General features: G+C 71.7%; 13 protein-coding genes and 2 pseudogenes. 7 read left to right on the top strand and 8 right to left on the bottom strand.

Annotated elements, in window-relative coordinates:
- Nucleotides 1-244: 244 nt before the first annotated feature.
- Entirely contained in the window at nt 245-1,153 is a 909-nt protein-coding gene (locus LNW71_RS27670; protein WP_250972171.1) for a 5'-3' exonuclease, read from the top strand.
- A 66-nt stretch (nt 1,154-1,219) separates the two neighbouring features.
- A pseudogene (locus LNW71_RS27665) lies at nt 1,220-2,061 on the top strand (siderophore-interacting protein).
- A gap of 147 nt (nt 2,062-2,208) precedes the next feature.
- Here the strand turns inward: LNW71_RS27665 and LNW71_RS27660 are convergent.
- The 3 genes from LNW71_RS27660 to LNW71_RS27650 form a co-directional block, all read right to left on the bottom strand.
- On the bottom strand, nt 2,209-2,988 hold the full coding sequence (locus LNW71_RS27660; RefSeq protein ID WP_250970692.1) for an ABC transporter permease: 780 nt from the start codon (nt 2,986-2,988) through the stop codon (nt 2,209-2,211).
- On the bottom strand, nt 2,985-3,998 hold the full coding sequence (locus LNW71_RS27655; protein WP_250970691.1) for an ATP-binding cassette domain-containing protein: 1,014 nt from the start codon (nt 3,996-3,998) through the stop codon (nt 2,985-2,987). The genes LNW71_RS27660 and LNW71_RS27655 overlap by 4 nt, the downstream gene beginning before the upstream one ends.
- 216 nt (nt 3,999-4,214) lie before the next feature.
- A complete protein-coding gene (locus LNW71_RS27650; RefSeq protein ID WP_250972170.1) occupies nt 4,215-4,877 on the bottom strand; it encodes a PadR family transcriptional regulator in 663 nt (220 codons plus the stop codon).
- A 191-nt stretch (nt 4,878-5,068) separates the two neighbouring features.
- On the opposite strand from LNW71_RS27650, the gene LNW71_RS27645 reads away from it, so the two are divergent.
- Nucleotides 5,069-5,653 carry a sigma-70 family RNA polymerase sigma factor gene (locus tag LNW71_RS27645; protein ID WP_250970690.1) on the top strand — a complete coding sequence of 195 codons (585 nt, stop codon included), beginning with the start codon at nt 5,069-5,071 and terminating at the stop codon, nt 5,651-5,653.
- Nucleotides 5,650-6,429 (top strand): anti-sigma factor, encoded by a 780-nt coding sequence (locus LNW71_RS27640; protein WP_250970689.1) that lies wholly within the window; start codon nt 5,650-5,652, stop codon nt 6,427-6,429. The genes LNW71_RS27645 and LNW71_RS27640 overlap by 4 nt, the downstream gene beginning before the upstream one ends.
- A gap of 233 nt (nt 6,430-6,662) precedes the next feature.
- Here the strand turns inward: LNW71_RS27640 and LNW71_RS27635 are convergent, their stop codons facing one another.
- The 5 genes and pseudogenes from LNW71_RS27635 to LNW71_RS27615 all read right to left on the bottom strand — a co-directional run bounded on the left by LNW71_RS27635 (nt 6,663) and on the right by LNW71_RS27615 (nt 12,093).
- A complete protein-coding gene (locus LNW71_RS27635) occupies nt 6,663-7,466 on the bottom strand; it encodes a DUF1295 domain-containing protein (RefSeq protein WP_250970688.1) in 804 nt (267 codons plus the stop codon).
- Nucleotides 7,463-8,821 (bottom strand): cyclopropane-fatty-acyl-phospholipid synthase family protein, encoded by a 1,359-nt coding sequence (locus LNW71_RS27630; RefSeq protein WP_250970687.1) that lies wholly within the window; start codon nt 8,819-8,821, stop codon nt 7,463-7,465. Before LNW71_RS27630 ends, LNW71_RS27635 begins: the two co-directional genes overlap by 4 nt.
- Nucleotides 8,821-10,056, bottom strand: coding sequence for a class I SAM-dependent methyltransferase (locus LNW71_RS27625; RefSeq protein ID WP_250972169.1), 1,236 nt, complete (start codon nt 10,054-10,056; stop codon nt 8,821-8,823). The genes LNW71_RS27630 and LNW71_RS27625 overlap by 1 nt, the downstream gene beginning before the upstream one ends.
- Nucleotides 10,057-10,100: 44 nt before the next feature.
- Nucleotides 10,101-10,825 (bottom strand): annotated as a pseudogene (locus LNW71_RS27620) (DUF1365 domain-containing protein).
- Entirely contained in the window at nt 10,819-12,093 is a 1,275-nt protein-coding gene (locus LNW71_RS27615; RefSeq protein WP_250970686.1) for an FAD-dependent oxidoreductase, read from the bottom strand. Before LNW71_RS27615 ends, LNW71_RS27620 begins: the two are co-directional and overlap by 7 nt.
- Before the next feature lie 163 nt (nt 12,094-12,256).
- Here LNW71_RS27615 and LNW71_RS27610 point away from each other — a divergent pair, with 163 nt between their 5' ends.
- From LNW71_RS27610 to LNW71_RS27600, 3 genes are all read left to right on the top strand, one after another.
- A complete protein-coding gene (locus LNW71_RS27610) occupies nt 12,257-13,894 on the top strand; it encodes a sulfite oxidase (RefSeq protein WP_250970685.1) in 1,638 nt (545 codons plus the stop codon).
- A 121-nt stretch (nt 13,895-14,015) separates the two neighbouring features.
- A complete protein-coding gene (locus tag LNW71_RS27605; protein ID WP_250970684.1) occupies nt 14,016-14,669 on the top strand; it encodes a fasciclin domain-containing protein in 654 nt (217 codons plus the stop codon).
- Nucleotides 14,670-14,817: 148 nt separating this feature from the next.
- Nucleotides 14,818-16,353 (top strand): amino acid permease, encoded by a 1,536-nt coding sequence (locus LNW71_RS27600; RefSeq protein WP_250970683.1) that lies wholly within the window; start codon nt 14,818-14,820, stop codon nt 16,351-16,353.

The raw sequence follows: 16,353 nt of genomic DNA, 5'->3' as shown, positions 1-16,353 counted from the left end.
TGAACCGAAAACGGTCTGCCACCCCCTCCGGCAGACCGTGGAGCGCGCGGATTCGGTCCGCATGGCACGTGCACTGGTTGAAAATGCGACGTGATCCGCTCCGGTGCCGCGCCTGCCCCCGCTTACACGGACCAAACGCAACAGTGATCCAGCTCACAGAATCCGGGCCAGGGTTCGGGAACCGCGTCCTCTGCGGCCACTGTCGGTGGGGTGCGGCATCATCAGGGGTGTGACGCGACGCCTGATGCTCCTCGACACCGCCTCCCTCTACTACCGCGCCTACTTCGGGGTCCCCGATTCGGTGCGCGCACCGGACGGGACGCCGGTCAACGCCGTGCGCGGCCTGCTCGACTTCATCGGCCGGCTCGTGCAGGACCACCGGCCGGACGATCTGGTCGCCTGCTGGGACAACGACTGGCGTCCGCAGTGGCGCGTCGACCTGATCCCGACGTACAAGGCGCACCGCGTGGCCGTGGAGACCGGCGAGGGGCTGCCCGACGAGGAGGACACCCCCGACACCCTCTCGCCGCAGGTGCCGGTCATCGAGGACGTGCTGGCCGCGCTCGGCATCGCCCGGGTCGGCGCCGACGGCTACGAGGCCGACGACGTGATCGGCACCCTGGCCGGCCGGGCGACCGGCCCTGTGGACATCGTCACCGGCGACCGGGACCTCTACCAGCTGGTGGACGACGCCCGAGGGGTGCGGGTGCTCTACCCGCTGAAGGGGGTCGGTTCGCTCCAGCTCACCGACGAGGCCTGGCTGCGCGAGAAGTACGGGGTGGACGGCCCCGGCTACGTCGACCTGGCGCTGCTGCGCGGCGATCCGAGCGACGGACTGCCCGGCGTCCCCGGCATCGGCGAGAAGACGGCGGCCAAGCTGCTGGACGCCTTCGGCGATATCGCCGGAATCATGGCCGCGGTGGACGATCCGGCCGCGAAGCTGACGCCCTCGCAGCGCAAGCGGCTCGACGAGGCCCGCGACTACGTGGCCGTCGCACCCACGGTGGTCCGGGTCGCCGGTGACGTGCCCCTGCCCGAGTTCGACCCCGTACTGCCTGTGGAGCCGCGCGACCCGGCGGCCCTCGAAGCGCTCGCGGTCCAGTGGGGACTGGGCGGCGCCCTGCAGCGGCTGCTCTCCACACTCCGGAGCTGAGGTGTTAGGTTAGGTAACCCTAAGACCGACGGATGGTCCGGATACGCGGAGCAGGGAGAGAACCTCGTGGCAGAACGACCGGCGCGGCAGGCACCCAAGGCGCAGGGCGCGCAGGTTCTGCGCACCGAGCAGCTCACCCCGCACATGATCCGGGTGGTGCTCGGCGGTGACGGCCTCGCCGATTTCGCCCTCTCGGGTCACACCGATCACTACGTCAAGCTGTGCTTCGCCCCCGAAGGGGCCACGTACACGCACCCCTTCGACATGGCCCGCATCCGCGAGGAGTTCCCGCGCGAACTGTGGCCCACCACCCGCACGTACACGGTGCGTTCCTGGGACCCGGCCGCCGGGGAGCTGGCCATCGACTTCGTGGTGCACGGCGACGAGGGCCTCGCAGGCCCGTGGGCGGCCCGCGCCGTACCCGGTGACCAGGTGACGTTCCTGGGCCCGGCGGCGGCTACGGCCCCGACGCGTCGGCCGACTGGCACCTGCTGGTGGGCGACGAGAGCGCGCTGCCCGCCATCGCCGCGACGATGGAGCAGATGCCGGCGGGCGCGGTGGTACACGCGTTCGTCGAGGTCTCGGACGCCACGGAGGAGCAGAAGATCACCACGCCGGACGGCGTCGAGGTGAACTGGCTGCACCGGGGCGGGCGTCCGGTCGGCGAGGCACTCACCGCCGCGGTCAAGGAGCTGGACTTCCCGGCGGGCGAGGTGCAGGCGTTCGTCCACGGCGAGGCCGGCTTCGTCAAGGACATCCGCCGCCATCTGCGGCTGGACCGCGGGGTCCCGCTGCCGCAGCTGTCGATCTCCGGCTACTGGCGCCTGGGCCAGAACGACGACGCCTGGCGCTCGGTCAAGCGCGAGTGGAACGAGCAGGTGGAGCGCGAGCAGGAGAGCGCCGCGTAACTCCCCCGACCCGCCTGTGCCCCGGTCCGCGGACCGGGGCACAGGCATGTGCGTCCTCAAGTGCGGACGCCCCCGCCGGCTTCCTCGTCGCCCCGACCGGTCCGCACCGGTCGAGGACGCGGTGCCGGGCCGGTGGGACGGTGCCGGTCAGACGGACTTCTGGTACGAGCGGAAGGTCCGGGTCGACAGCCATACGGCGGCCACGGCGAGCACCAGCAGCGCTCCCCCGCGGCTGAGCACCAGTCCCCAGTCGGGATCGGCGGTCAGCGCGGAACGGCCGGCCACCATCGCCCAGTTGACCGGGTTGAAGTCGGCGATGTGGCGCATCCACGACGGCATCTGGCTCGGGGCCATGAAGGACGAGGACAGGAAGGTCAGCGGCAGCAGCAGGAAGGTGTTGATACCGATGATCGACTCCCGCTGGCGGACCAGCATGCCCAGGGCGTTGGAGAACGCGCCGAAGACGGAGCCGAGCAGGATCGAGGCGACGACCAGGATCAGCAGTCCGCCGGCTCCGCCCGGGTAGGTGGCGCCCGCGGCCCAGCCGAGCAGGACGATGATCACGGACTGCACGGCCGTACTGATGCCGTTCTGCACCACGTTGGCGTTCATCAGGGCGCTGCGGCTGACGGGCGTCGTCAGGAAGCGGTTGAGCGTGCCGCGCTCGATCTCCTCCAGGGTGCCCATTCCGGCCCACATGCTCGATCCCAGCGCGCTCATCACCACGATGCCTGGGATCAGGTAGTCGAGGTAGGACGTGGTGCCGAAACCGCCCAGTTCGACGACCTTCTTGAAGAGGTTCCCGAACAGGAACAGCCAGATCACCGGCTGGACCAGGGAGATCGCCAGGAAGACCGGCTGGCGGAGGATCGCCGTCAGCTGGCGCTGTGTCATGTACCAGGTCTGGGACAGGGTCTGACTGCTCATCGGGGGCCTCCTGCGGCGACCGGTGCGGGAGCGCTGTGCGAACTCGCCGACTCCGCCTCGGCGAACCGGCGGCCCGCGTAGCGGAGATAGACGTCGTCGAGGGAGGGGCGGGCGACGGTGGCCGCGGCGACGGCACACCCGGCCCGCTCCAGGGCGCCGAGCAGCACCGGGACGGCGGCGGCGCCGTCCTCGGCGCGGACACTGACCCGGCGGCCCTCCACGAGCACCTCGAACACACCGGGCAGTCCGGCGAGCGCGGCGGTGACGGCCGGGCGGTCCCCGTCGGCGCGCAGCTCCAGGTGGACCGCGTCGCCGCGCAGTTCGCCCTTCAGCTCGTCGGGGCTGCCCTCGACGACGACCCGGCCGCGGTCGACGATGGCGATGCGCTCGGCGAGCCGGTCGGCCTCCTCCAGGTAGTGCGTGGTGAGCACGATGGTCAGGCCCTCCTCGCCGGCCAGCCGGGAGATCTCCTCCCACATCGCCGTGCGGGCCTCGGGGTCGAGTCCGGTGGTCGGCTCGTCCAGGAAGAGCACCTCGGGGCGGTGGACCAGGCCGAGTGCCACGTCGAGGCGGCGCTGCATTCCGCCGGAGTACCCCTTGACCTGGCGCTTCGCGGCGTCCGCGAGGCCGAAGCGGTCCAGCAGCTCATCGGCGCGGTGCTGGACGGCGGCACCCCGCATCCCGTACAGCCGGCCCTGGAGCACCAGGTTCTCCCGGCCGGTGGCGACCGGGTCGGCGCCGGACTTCTGGGCGACCACGCCGATGGCCCGGCGGACCCGGTCGGGGTGGCGCAGGACGTCGTGACCGGCGACCGCCGCGGTGCCGGAGTCGGGGCGGGCGAGCGTGGTGAGGATCTTGACGGTGGTGGACTTCCCCGCGCCGTTGGGCCCCAGGAGCCCGAAGACCGTGCCGGGCGAGACGGTGAGGTCCATGCCGCTGAGCGCGGTGACACCACCGGGGTAGGTCTTGATCAGTTGTCGCGCCTGTACTGCGGGCGCGCGGGTGCTCATGGCAGAGCTCTCCTGTGGTCGGCTGGGCGCTCGGGGCTCCGAGCGCCGGCATGCCGGGCCGTTCCGCGTGAAGAGTGCCGGGCTATCCTGGGTGTGCCGCACCTCGATCGCCTGGCCCGCCTTCACGGCATGTCCGGTCCGGGGTTCGAGACCCTGGCGGGGGCTGCTCCAACAGCTCCTGCCGGGGTCCTTGTTCCTACGCTGCCGCTCTCCCCGTCACCTCTTCGGTTCGGGGTCGAGAACGATCTCCTGCTTGTCCAGGTCCTGCCAGTCCTGCGGTACCTCGCCGGTCTCGTGGAAGGACTTCCACTCCTCGATGCCGCTGATGGTGGCGTCGGTGAGCTCCTTGCGGAATTTCCTGATCCACTCCAACTGCGCCTCGATCATGTGGACCTGGTACTCGGTCTCCACGACGAAGACCCGCGGCAGCGAGTCACCCAGCTGACCGAGCACCCCGCGCAGCGCCGCGGCCTGTACGGCCTGCGCCTGCTCCCGGTCCTCCAGGAGCTCGGCCACCTCGTCCGGCGGCAGCACCGGAATCAGCGACAGGGCCGTGTCGAAGGCGGGGAACTCGGCAGCCGGAACAGCGATCAGGTCGGACAGCCAGTCCAGCATCTCGGCGCGGCCGGCTTCGGTGACGCCGTAGAGCGTGCGCTCCGGGCGGTTGCCCTGCCGTTGCACCCCGGCGACCTCCACGTAGCCGTGCTTCTCCAGGTTCTGGACCACGGTGTAGAGCGAGCCGAAATTGATCTTGACGCTGTGCTGCTTGCCGCGCCGGCGGAGGGTCTGGGCGATCTCGTACGGGTGCATGGACCGCTCCGAGAGGAGCACCATCACCGTGAGCGCCAGTGGATTGCCGAGCTTGCGCCGCTTGGCCACCGCCTCCGCCACCCTTCACTTCGTCGTCGAATACTCGTGACCGAACATATCGCGAGTCGCCGCGACACGTCAACCACGATGTATCGCGAAAATCGCAAGGCGTGGAAGGATTTTGCCCCTGTACCAATCCGCGCTGCCCTCGGCTCCGAATCAACTCTGGAGACCGATGAGCGTCCTGGGAGGAAGCCCGCGTGAAAGAAGCTGTGCAGATCAGCGGAGTCCCCTCCGCCGGCCCTGATCTCCAGGAACTCCTGGGGATGGTCGCCCGGGGCGATCAGGAAGCCTTCGCCCAGGTCTACGAGGCAGTGTGCGGGCCGGTGCTGGGCCTGGTCCGCAGCGTTCTGCGCGACCCCGCCCAGTCGGAGGAGGTCACGCAGGAGGTGCTGGTGGAGGTGTGGCGCACGGCGCCGCGCTTCCAGGCCGCCCGTGGCAGCGCCATGAACTGGGTGCTGACGCTGGCCCATCACCGGGCCGTGGACCGGGTGCGCTCGGTCGAGGCGACGACGGCCCGCGAGCACAAGGCCGCGCTGCTCGACCGGACGCCCGCGTTCGACGACGTCACCGAGCAGGTGGAGAGCCGGCTGGAACGGGAGCAGGTCCGCCGCTGCATGCGGACCCTCTCCGAGCTGCAACGGGAGTCCGTCACCTTGGCGTACTACCGCGGACTGACCTACCGCGAGGTCGGGGAGCTGCTCTCCGTACCCCTCGGAACGATCAAGACTCGACTGCGCGACGGACTGATCCGGCTGCGCGACTGCCTCGGGGTGAGCGCATGAGTAACGCCGGACTGCACACACTGACCGGGGCATACGCCCTGCACGCACTGCCGGAGACCGAACGCCGGGAGTTCGAACGCCACCTGGGCGACTGCGACGCCTGCTCCGTCGAGGTGCGGGAGCTGTCCGAGACGGCGACCAGGCTCGGGCTCGCGGTGTCCGCCGCCCCGCCGCGTGAACTGCGCGAACGGGTGCTGGCCGAGATCGTCACCGTACGCCAGGAGCTGCCGTCCAGCAGCCGCCACAGCCGCTCCGGCGGCACGGCCACCCGCGCCACCCTCGGCCGGGCGGGCCGTTGGCCGAAGTTCGCGCTGGCCGCGAGCCTGGCCGCCGCGGCCGGCTTCGGCGGCATCGCGGTCTGGCAGAACCAGGAGGCGCAGGACGCCAAGGAGGACGCCCGCGCCACCCAGCACCAGAGCGAGCAGGTGGCCCAGGTCATCTCGGCACCCGACGCCAAGTCCAGGTCGAGCACGCTGAGCGACGGCGTGAAGGGCACCGTGGTGGTCTCCAAGAGCCAGGACCGGGCCGTGTTCCTCGCCTCCGGACTGGAGGAGGCACCGTCCGGCAAGGTCTACCAGCTGTGGTTCGACGACGACGGCACGATGCGGTCCGCGGGCCTGATGAAGGCGTCCGGCCCCGCGTCGACGACCTACGCGAGCCTGCTCGACGGGCCGGTGGACGGTGCGACGGGCATGGGCATCACCGTCGAGCCCGCGGGCGGCTCCGAGCAGCCGACGTCCGCCCCGCTCGCGCTGATGAACCTGCCGTCTGCCTGAGGCGAGCGCCCCGGGCCGCATGGGGGCCGCCCGGACGGGCACACGCCGTGCACGTGCCCACGACGCAGTGGCCGCCGGGCTCGTCCCGGGCCGGGTCGTCCCGGCGGGCCGCGTCGTCCCGGCGGGCCGCGTCGTCCCGGCGGGCCGCGGCCACTTCGCGGTGCCGGCCCCGTACCTCGGCCGTGGGGAGGCAACAGAAGTACGGGGCCCACTGACCCCGTCGGCGGCCGGGGTCAGCCCCGCCGCGGCGGCCGGGGGAAGAAGCCGCTGGTCCTGGCGGTGTACGCGGCGAACCCTGGACGCTCGGCCATGTGCCGTTCCAGCAGCGCCTTTCCGCTGCCGCCGATCAGCAGGAAACTCATCAGCACGGGCGCCACGACCGTGGCCGCGGCCGCCGCCGGCGCCTCGCAGACGATCAGGAACAGTCCCCACCACACGCAGAAGTCGCCGAAGTAGTTGGGATGCCGGGTCCAGGACCACAGCCCCTGGTCCATGATCCGCCCGTGGTTGGCCGGATCCGCCTTGAACCGGGCGAGCTGCCGGTCGCCGACCGCCTCGAAGCAGAGTCCGACCGCCCAGAGCGCGGCACCGGCCCAGGCCAGGGCGCCGACCGGTCCCGTCAGGTAGCCGGCCGCCTGCACCGGTAGCGAGATCAGCCAGACCAGGGCCCCCTGGAGCAGGTACACCTTCCGCAGGGCGTACAGGGCCGGGCTGCCCGGCGCCTTGGCGAGCATCGCCGCGTAGCGCGGGTCCTCGCCGTGCCCCTTGCCCCGGCGGGCGATGTGCCAGGCCAGACGCAGCCCCCACACCACTGTCAGCACGGTGACCAGGAGCCGCCGGGTGCCGTCTCCCCCGCCGGCCGAGATCGCGTACGAGACAAGGGCCACGACCGCGAACCCCAGGCCCCACGCGGTGTCCACGACGCGGTGCACGCCCTTGTACAGCCCGACCGCGAACGTGCCGAGCATGACGGCGAGGGCGGCGCCCGCACAGGGCGCGAGGCCCTGTGCGAACGCCGCCCATCCGAAGCCGCTCATCCGGTGGCACCGGCGGTCGCGCCGTGGCGGGGGGCCACCTGATCCGGGTACCAGCCGTGCCGGGTGGCCGGCATCCCCGCCGCCCCGGTCGCCTCCGGCCGTACGGAGAGGATCTGGTCCACGCCCATCCGCCGCTCCTCGAAGGCGAGGGCGCCACCGGCCAGGTAGAGCCGCCACACCCGCACGGTCTCCTCGCCCACGAGGTCCACGAACGCCTGCTGGTGCTGTTCCAGGGTGCGGCGCCAGGCGTCGACGGTCAGGACGTAGTGCTCGCGCAGCCCCTCGACGTCGCGTACTTCGAGTCCGGCGCCCTCCAACAGGCCGACCGTCTCGCCGAGCGGGCGCATGTGCATGTCGGGCGCGATGTACGACTCGATGAACGCGCCGCCACCCGGGGCGTCGCGGCCCCGCGACATCTGCTGGACCAGCACCCGGCCGCGCGGCCGCACCATGGCGTGCAGCGTCGCGGTGAAGGCCGGGTACTCCTCGTCGCCGACGTGCTCGCCCATCTCGACCGTGGACACCGCGTCGTAACCGCCCTCATGCCCCGGGGTGTTCTCGATGTCCCGGTAGTCGCAGCAGCGGACCTCGACGAGATCGCCCAGGTCCCGCTCGGCCACCTGGCGCCGTACGTGCGCGGCCTGTTCCCGGGCGAGGGTGACGGCGGTGACGCGGACCCCGTGCCGCTGCGCCGCGTACAGGGTCAGCGATCCCCAGCCGCAGCCGATGTCGAGCAGCCGCGCCCCGGGGCGCAGATCCAGTTTGCGGCAGATCAGTTCCAGCTTGTCGCGCTGGGAGTCGACGGGGCCGTAACCGGGATCGTCGCTGGTCCAGTAGCCGCAGGAGTAGGCCATCGTCTCGTCGAGGAGCAGGGCGTAGAAGGCGTTGGAGAGGTCGTAGTGGTGGCTGATCGCGGCCCGGTCGCGGGCCTTGCTGTGCAGCACCCCGTGCAGCCCGGCACGGGCGGCGGGGACCGGCGGCCGGGTGCCCACGGCGCCCAGGCGCAGTGCCGTGCCGACGGCGCGCAGCCGGTCGCCGATCCCAGGGCTCGGCGGGCGAAGACCGCGCTCGCGTACCGCGTGACGCATGGCCCGCAGCCCCTCGGCCAGGTCCCCCTCGACGTCGACGTCACCGGTGATGTACGCCTCGGCGAGGCCGAGTTCGCCCGGGGCCCAGAGCAGTCGGCGCAGCGCCCGGCGGGAGCGCACGTGGATCAGGGGGCCGTCGGCGGCGCCGGTCTCGCTGCCGTCCCACATCCGTACCCTGACCGGGAGCGCGCCGCCGAGCAGTTGCTCGACCAGGGGTTCCAGCCGCTGTGCCGCGCCGGTCGTGGCCTGTTTGACGGTGGGTGTCATCACGCCGATTCCTGTCGGGTCAGCAGCAGTTGCTGCACGTGGAGGTAGCCGGAGCGGAATCCCGCCTCGGAGTAGGCCAGGTAGAAGGTCCACATGCGGCGGAAGGTCTCGTCAAAGCCGAGTGCGTCGACCTCGGCGGTCCGCTCGGCGAACCGTTCCCGCCACAGCCGCAGCGTCTCGGCGTAGTGCGTGCCGAAGTCGTCGCAACGGTCGACGCGCAGGGCGGTGTGGGCGGTCGTGACCTGCTCGATGGCTTCGACGGACGGCAGGAGTCCGCCGGGGAAGATGTACTTGTGGATCCAGGTGAAGGTGGCGCGGGAGGCACGCATCCGGTCGTCCGGCATGGTGATGGCCTGGAGCGCGATACGGCCGCCGGGGGCCAGCCGCTGTTCCAGGGTGCGGAAGTAGACCGGCCAGAACTCCGCGCCGACCGCCTCGATCATCTCGACGCTGACCACCGCGTCGAACTCCCCGTCGACCTGCCGGTAGTCGCAGAGCCGGACGTCGACGCGGTCCTCGTAGCCGGCCTCCCTGATCCTGGCGCGTGCCAGGTGCCGCTGTTCGCGGGAGAGGGTCACGGAGACGACGCGCGCGCCGCGGGCGGCGGCGCGGATCGCCAGTTCGCCCCAGCCGGTGCCGATCTCCAGGAGTTCGGTGCCGACGCCGACGCCGGCCAGGTCGAGCAGCCGGTCGATCTTGCGGTGCTGGGCGGCGGGCAGCGCCGCGGGTTCGGCGGGGAAGCTCCGGAAGACGGCCGAGGAGTAGCTGAGGGTCTCGTCGAGGAAGAGCGCGAAGAGTTCGTTGGACAGGTCGTAGTGGTGGCTGATGTTGTCGAGGGCGCCCTCGGGGGTGCCGAGGTGCTCCACGGGGTGGCGGCCCGCCCAGAGCCCGCGCAGCCGCTGGAGGGGCCGCGGGATCAGGGTGGCGACGTGGTCGGCGAGGACGGTCAGGACGCCCACCGGGTCGGGTGAGTCCCACTCGCCCGCCATGTACGACTCGCCGAACCCGATCAGACCGTTCACACCGATTCTGCGGAAGAAGGTGTCGGGGTCCCGGATGTCCATCAGGGGGCCGCCCAGGCCGGTGTCCTCCCGTCCGGCCAGGCGGGCGCGGATCGGCAGCCCGGCCAGTGCGCCGCGGACGATCCGTTCGGCGACGGCGGTCCGCAGCCGGGACGCGCGCGGCGGCCGGACGATGTCCGGCCAGCGCTCAGCTCCGGTGCCGGGGGCGTGCACGGGGGGCGAGGTGGCGGGGGACGGGGAGTGGGACGTGGACACGCTCACTGCATTCCTTCCTGAGTGGTGTGGCGGGGACGGGGCTGTACGGGCAGTCCGCGCAGCAGCAGGCGGACCCCGTGCAGCCGGATGGCGGCCGAGACGACAGCGGTGGACCAGGGGTGGAGCAGGGCCAGCCGGAGCAGCACGCGGGGGTCACCGGGCGTCGCACGCCGCGGACGGTTGCGGTGAAGGGGCGCAGGCCGGACCGTTCCAGATGTACCGCCAGGTCGAGCCGGGGGCCTGGCTCGGGCAGCCGCATCCGGTAGTCGCCGTCGACGCCGAAGAACGGCGACACGTAGAACTCCTTGCCGGTGGACGCCCGGCCCGAGGCGTCCGGGTGCAGCAGGTAGCAGTGGCGTTCGCCGTAGGTGTTGTGCACCTCGGCGACCGTGCAGAGCGGGGTGCCGTCGGCGCGGCGGCACCAGTAGACGGTGAGCGGGTTGAAGACGTGCCCGAGCACCCGTGCCTGGGTCAGCATCTGTACGGTTCCGTCGGCGAGGTCGATGCCGTTGGCGGACAGGAACCGGCTCAGTCCGGCCCGGATGGTGGGGGCCGTGCCGCCGAAGTGGTCGCGCGGGTCGAAGCCGGCGAGGAAGCGCAGGGCGGCGGGCAGCGGCGGCGGCCCGTCCGGGTCGATCAGCCACAGGTAGGTGCGGTGCCGGAAGGCGTACTTGCTGGGCGCGGTCCGTACGTGGGCGATCGTGCAGGGGTAGAGGGCGTTCACCAGTCCACCCCCAGGGCCCTGGCCGCGTCCGCCCCCGAACGGCAGCCGTCCTCGTGGAATCCCCAGCCGTGGTACGCCCCGGCGTATGCGGTGAGCGGGCCGGACAGGGCGGGCAGCCGGGCCTGCGCGGCGACCGACTCGGGGGTGTAGACGGGGTGTTCGTACACCATGCGGGCGCGGACCAGACCGGGGGCGACGCGGTCGGCGCCGTTCAGCGTGACGACGAACGTCTCGGGAGCGTCCAGCCGCTGGAGCCGGCTCATGTCGTAGCTGACGGTGACGTGGTCGGCGGTCGCGGCGCAGGACGGCATCAGGTAGTTCCAGGACGCGCGGGCGCCGCGGGCCAGCGGCAGCAGCCGGGTGTCGGTGTGCAGCAGTGTGGGGTTGCGGGAGTAGCGGAACGCGCCGAGGGTGCGGCGTTCCTCGCCCGTGGGGTCGGTGAGAAGGCGCAGCGCCTGGTCGGGGTGGGTGGCGATGACGACGGAGTCGAACTGCTCGGTGGTGTCGTCGGCGGTCACGATCTCCACGCCGTCCGGGTGGCGGCGCACGGCACGGACCGGGGTCGCGGTGCGGACGGCGCCGAGCTGCTTGGTGACCCGTTCGACGTAGGCGCCCGATCCGCCGGTGACCGTCCGCCACACCGGGGAGTCGCCGACCGAGAGCATCCCGTGGTGGTCGAGGAAGCGGAAGAGGTAGCGGGCGGGGTAGCGCATCGCGGTCACCGGGTCGCAGGACCAGACCGCGGAGACCACCGGGGTCAGGAAATGGGCGGTGAAGTACGGGGAGAAGCGGCCGCGGGCGGCGAATTCGCCGAGCGTCATCGTGTCCGCGTCCGGACCGCCGTCCGCGAGCAGGCGCCTGGCCGCCCGGTGGAAGCGGGGCACCGCGGCCAGCATCCGCAGATAGGCGGGGTTGCGGACCGCCGCGGGCTGGGCGAGGAGGCCCGCCGGGCCGCGGGCGCCCGCGTACTCCAGTCCGCAGCCCTCGCACCGCACGGACATGCTCATCTCCGACTCCTGCGTCGGGACGCCGAGCTCCGCGAAGAGCCGCAGCAGGTGCGGGTAGGTACGCCTGTTGTGCACGATGAACCCCGAGTCCACGCGGTGGACACGGCCGTCCGAGGCGGGGAGCTCGTGGGTGTGCGCGTGTCCGCCCACCCGGTCGTCCGCCTCGAACAGCGTCACGTCGTGGGCCGTCCGCAGGATGTGGGCGGCGGTGAGTCCCGCCACCCCGCTCCCGACCACGGCTGTCCGTCGCCGCTTCCCTGTCATACCGCTCCTTCCGAGCACCGGCACCGGTCACCCCTCCTTCTCCTTCCGGAGGTGCGGCGGATGCCTCTCGCGGTTGATTCGTTACAGGTCGCGCCGAGGATTGGCCGCAAGCCGCTCTCATCCGTTCGGGTGACAGACCAATCCGCTGGGCGTCCGGCGACGAATGCCGGTTGTGAGCGAAGATCAGAACGATGCGGAGAACGCGGCCCCCGGGTCCCGGCGGTCCCGCTGGGCGCGTGCCGCTTTGGCCGCGCTCAGCGGTCTGATCGCCGGTTTCAGTGCCCTGGCCGTCGCCGAGCTGGTGGCGGCGGTGGTCCGCCCCGAGGCGGGTCCGGTGGCGGCGGTGGGCGGTGCGGTCATCGACCGCACTCCCCCGGCGCTCAAGGACTTCGCCGTCCGGAATTTCGGTACCAACGACAAGCTGGTCCTGCAGCTGGGCATCCTGGCCCTCCTGGCGGGCTTCGCCATGGTGGTCGGGGTGCTGGCGCTGCGGCACCGGCTGATCGGCTCGGCTGCCGTGCTGGTCTTCGGTCTGGTCGGGGCAGTCGCGGCGGTGGGCCGGCCGGAGGGCGTGCCCTCCGACGCGCTGCCGTCCGTGGTGGGTGCCGTGGTGGCCGCAGGAGTGCTCTATTTCCTGGTCGGACGGCTGGCGCCGGCTTCCGGTCCCTCTCCCGCGGCTGGGGAGAGGGGCGGGGAGCCGGCGTACGGCACCTTCGACCGGCGGGGTTTCGTCATCGCGGCAACCGTCGCGGCGGCGGCCTCGGCCGGCGCCGGCCTGCTGGGGCGGCGGCTCACGTCCGCCGTGCAGGCCGGGGCCGCCGCCTCACGGCAGGACCTGGTGCTGCCCGTACCCGACTCGGCTGCCCCGGCCGTACCGGCGGGGGCCGACCTGAAGATCCGCGGTCTCGGCTCGTTCGTCACCCCGAACAAGAGCTTCTACCGGGTGGACACGGCGCTGGTCGTACCGCGCATCGACGCGGACGAGTGGCGGCTGAGGATTCACGGCAAGGGCGTACGGCGCCCGGTGACCCTCAGCTTCCAGGACCTGCTGCGCCGCGAGATCATCGAGCGCGACATCACTCTGACCTGTGTGTCCAACGAGGTGGGCGGACCGTATGTCGGCAATGCCCGGTGGATCGGCGTGCGGCTGGCCGAGCTGCTGCGCGAGGCCGGGGTGAAGCCGCCGTCCCGCGGTGGACCCGCCGACCAGATCGTGGCGCGTTCGGTGGACGGCATGACGATCGGTACCCCGGTCGAGGCGGTCATGGACGGACGGGACGCCATGCTCGCCCTCGGCATGAACGGTGAGCCGCTGCCCTTCGCGCACGGCTTCCCGGTCCGGATGGTCGTCCCCGGCCTGTACGGATACGTGTCGGCCTGTAAGTGGATCAAGGACATCGAACTGACCACGTTCGACGACTACGACGCGTACTGGGTCAAGCGGTCCTGGTCCCAGCAGGCCCCCATCAAGACCGAGTCCCGCATCGACACCCCCCGCCCGTTCGCCTCCCCGAAACCCGGCACGATCCCGGTCGCCGGGGTGGCCTGGGCCCAGCACCGCGGCATCTCGCGGGTCGAGGTCCGGGTGGACGGCGGCCCGTGGCATCCCGCGAAGCTGGCTGCCGAGGACGGCCGGGACACCTGGCGCCAGTGGGTGTGGGAGTGGCCGGCCACCTCCGGCAACCACACCCTCGAGGTCCGCGCGACGGACCGCACGGGCGTCACTCAGACCGACAAGCGGGTCGGCACCGTACCCAATGGCGCGACCGGCTGGCACTCGGTGGTGGTCGACGTGTCCTGACCGGACACCGGCCCGCTCCTCGCCCCCTGTTCCGCACGGCGCGCGGTACCGGGCCGGCCGCCACCCCTCATTCGTCACTGACTGCAACTGATTCATCACATAAACGAACCAGGAGAACAACATGAAGGTCCTTCACGTCCGCCGCGCCGCCCTCGCCCTGTCCGCGGCAGTGGTACTGCCGCTGGCCCTGACGGCATGCTCGAGCGACTCCAAGGACAGCGCGTCCGGCCCGACCGCGAGTTCGGCCAAGGCGTCCGACCCGGCGGCCTCGGCCTCCGCGGACGACTCGATGAGCATGGACAAGCCGTTCGGTCCGGGCTGTGCGACCGTGCCGAAGAGCGGTGCCGGCTCCTTCGACGGCATGGCGAAGGACCCGGTCGCGACGGCCGCCTCGCACAACCCGGCGCTCTCCACCCTCGTCACCGCGGTGAAGAAGGCCGGTCTGGTCGACACCCTCAACAACGCCCAGAACATCACGGTGTTCGCCCCGACCAACGACGCCTTCGCCAAGATCCCGAAGGCCGACCTGGACAAGCTGCTCGCCGACAAGGCCGCGCTGACCAAGGTGCTGACCTACCACGTGGTGGGCGAGAAGGCGACGCCGAAGCAGCTGGAGAACGGCTCCTTCACCACACTGGAGAAGGGCAAGCTCACGACGTCCGGTTCGGACATGTCCTACACCGTGAACGACTCCTCCAAGGTCGTCTGCGGCAATGTCCCGACCGCCAACGCGACGGTCTACATCGTCGACACGGTCCTGATGCCCCCTAAGTAGGTGTCATTGCGGGGCAATATGCACCCTTCGGCAACCCGCCGCAGGACGTGAGGACTTCGGCCCCGCGCGGACACGGTCGTGTCATGCCCCGGAAACAGCTCGTCCCTAATTTCTGTCGCCCGACAGGAAATCGGCGACAGGGGCTGACATGACCGCCACCGCACCAGCGGACGTACGACAGGATCCCGCCGGAACCGGCCAGGGCGACCACGCCTCCCTGGCCGGTTTCGGCTATCGCCAGGAGCTGCACCGGACGATGGGGCGGTACGCCTCGTTCGCCGCCGGCTTCTCCTTCATCTCGGTCCTCACGACCGTCTTCCAGTTCTTCGCCTTCGGGTTCTCCTTCGGCGGCGCCGCCTTCGTCTGGACCTGGCCCGCCGTGCTCGTCGGCCAGCTCCTGGTCGCCGCCTGCTTCGCCGAACTCGCCGCCCGCTACCCGCTGTCCGGGGCGATCTACCAGTGGGCGACCCGGCTGAGCACTCCCGCCTTCGGCTGGTTCGCCGGCTGGATCATGGTGGTCGGCCAGGTCGTCGTGGTCGCCGCGGCGGCGCTCGCCCTCCAGGTGGTGCTGCCCGCCGTCTGGTCCGGCTTCCAGCTGGCGGGCGGCGACCCCGCGCCCACCACTCCTACCGGCGCGGCGAACGCCGCACTGCTCGCCGTGGTGCTCCTCGCGCTCACCACGACCGTGAATCTGCTCGACAACCGGATCATGTCGGCCGTCAACCGGGTCGGCGTGACGGCCGAGATCATCGGTGCCGTACTGATCCTCGTCCTGCTGTTCACCCACACCGAACGGGGGCCGGGCGTCACCCTGCACACCGGAGGGCAGGGCGGCTCACTCGGAGCGCTGCTGGTCGGCTCGTTCACGGCGGCCTACGTCCTGATCGGTTTCGACAGCGCGGGCGAGATGAGCGAGGAGACCCGCTCGCCGCGTCGCACCGCTCCCCGCACCATCCTGCTCGCGCTGACCTCGGCCGGGGTGCTCGGCGGGCTGCTGGTGCTGGCCGGGGTTCTGGCCGCGCCCGGCCTGACCGACGGGCGGCTCGCCACGGAAGGGCTGTCGTACGTACTGACCAGCAGCCTCGGGGACGGTGTGGGCCGGGTCCTGCTCGCCGACGTGGCGGTCGCCGTCGCCGTGGCCACGCTGGCCATCCAGACGGCGGGTTCCCGGATGCTGTTCTCGATGGCACGCGACGGGGTGCTGCCCCGCTCGTCCCGCCTCGCCAAGGTCTCCCCGCGCACCGGAATGCCCGCAGCGCCCGCCCTGTTCGTCGGGGCGGCCGCGGCGGCGCTCGGACTGCTCAACCTGGCTTCCCCCGAGGCTTTCCTGGCCATCGGGACCACCTGCATCGCGATGCTCTACCTGGCGTACTCCATGGTCACGGGTCCGATGCTGCTGCGCAGACTGCGTGGCCTGCCCCTCTCCCCCGCCACCGGACCGCAGTGCGACGAGACGGGCAAGCCCTTCTTCTCGCTGGGCCGTTGGGGCCTGCCGGTCAATGCGCTCGCCTTCGTGTACGGGACCGCCATGACCGTCAACCTGGCCTGGCCCCGGGCCGCGGTGTACGACCCGGCGGGCGGGCACTGGTACTTCCAGTGGTTCACGGTGCTCTTCCTGGCCGCCACCGTGCTGCTCGGCGCGGCATATCGCGTGTACGCGCGCCGGTCGTCCTTCGTACGCTGA

It is taken from the genome of Streptomyces sp. RKAG290 (assembly GCF_023701695.1).
GTDB lineage: Bacteria > Actinomycetota > Actinomycetes > Streptomycetales > Streptomycetaceae > Streptomyces.
The sequence above is the reverse complement of the archived record's forward strand: the minus strand, read 5'-3'. Positions and strand labels throughout refer to the sequence as shown.

What these genes read in the sequence shown, in the direction of transcription:
- LNW71_RS27655 (WP_250970691.1), bottom strand. Translation starts at nt 3,998, where the DNA reads ATGAGCACCCGCGCGCCCGCAGTACAGGCGCGACAACTGATCAAGACC.
- LNW71_RS27670 (WP_250972171.1), top strand. Translation starts at nt 245, where the DNA reads ATGCTCCTCGACACCGCCTCCCTCTACTACCGCGCCTACTTCGGGGTC.
- LNW71_RS27660 (WP_250970692.1), bottom strand. Translation starts at nt 2,988, where the DNA reads ATGAGCAGTCAGACCCTGTCCCAGACCTGGTACATGACACAGCGCCAG.
- LNW71_RS27610 (WP_250970685.1), top strand. Translation starts at nt 12,257, where the DNA reads ATGCCGGTTGTGAGCGAAGATCAGAACGATGCGGAGAACGCGGCCCCC.
- LNW71_RS27615 (WP_250970686.1), bottom strand. Translation starts at nt 12,093, where the DNA reads ATGACAGGGAAGCGGCGACGGACAGCCGTGGTCGGGAGCGGGGTGGCG.
- LNW71_RS27635 (WP_250970688.1), bottom strand. Translation starts at nt 7,466, where the DNA reads ATGAGCGGCTTCGGATGGGCGGCGTTCGCACAGGGCCTCGCGCCCTGT.
- LNW71_RS27600 (WP_250970683.1), top strand. Translation starts at nt 14,818, where the DNA reads ATGACCGCCACCGCACCAGCGGACGTACGACAGGATCCCGCCGGAACC.
- LNW71_RS27605 (WP_250970684.1), top strand. Translation starts at nt 14,016, where the DNA reads ATGAAGGTCCTTCACGTCCGCCGCGCCGCCCTCGCCCTGTCCGCGGCA.
- LNW71_RS27640 (WP_250970689.1), top strand. Translation starts at nt 5,650, where the DNA reads ATGAGTAACGCCGGACTGCACACACTGACCGGGGCATACGCCCTGCAC.
- LNW71_RS27630 (WP_250970687.1), bottom strand. Translation starts at nt 8,821, where the DNA reads ATGACACCCACCGTCAAACAGGCCACGACCGGCGCGGCACAGCGGCTG.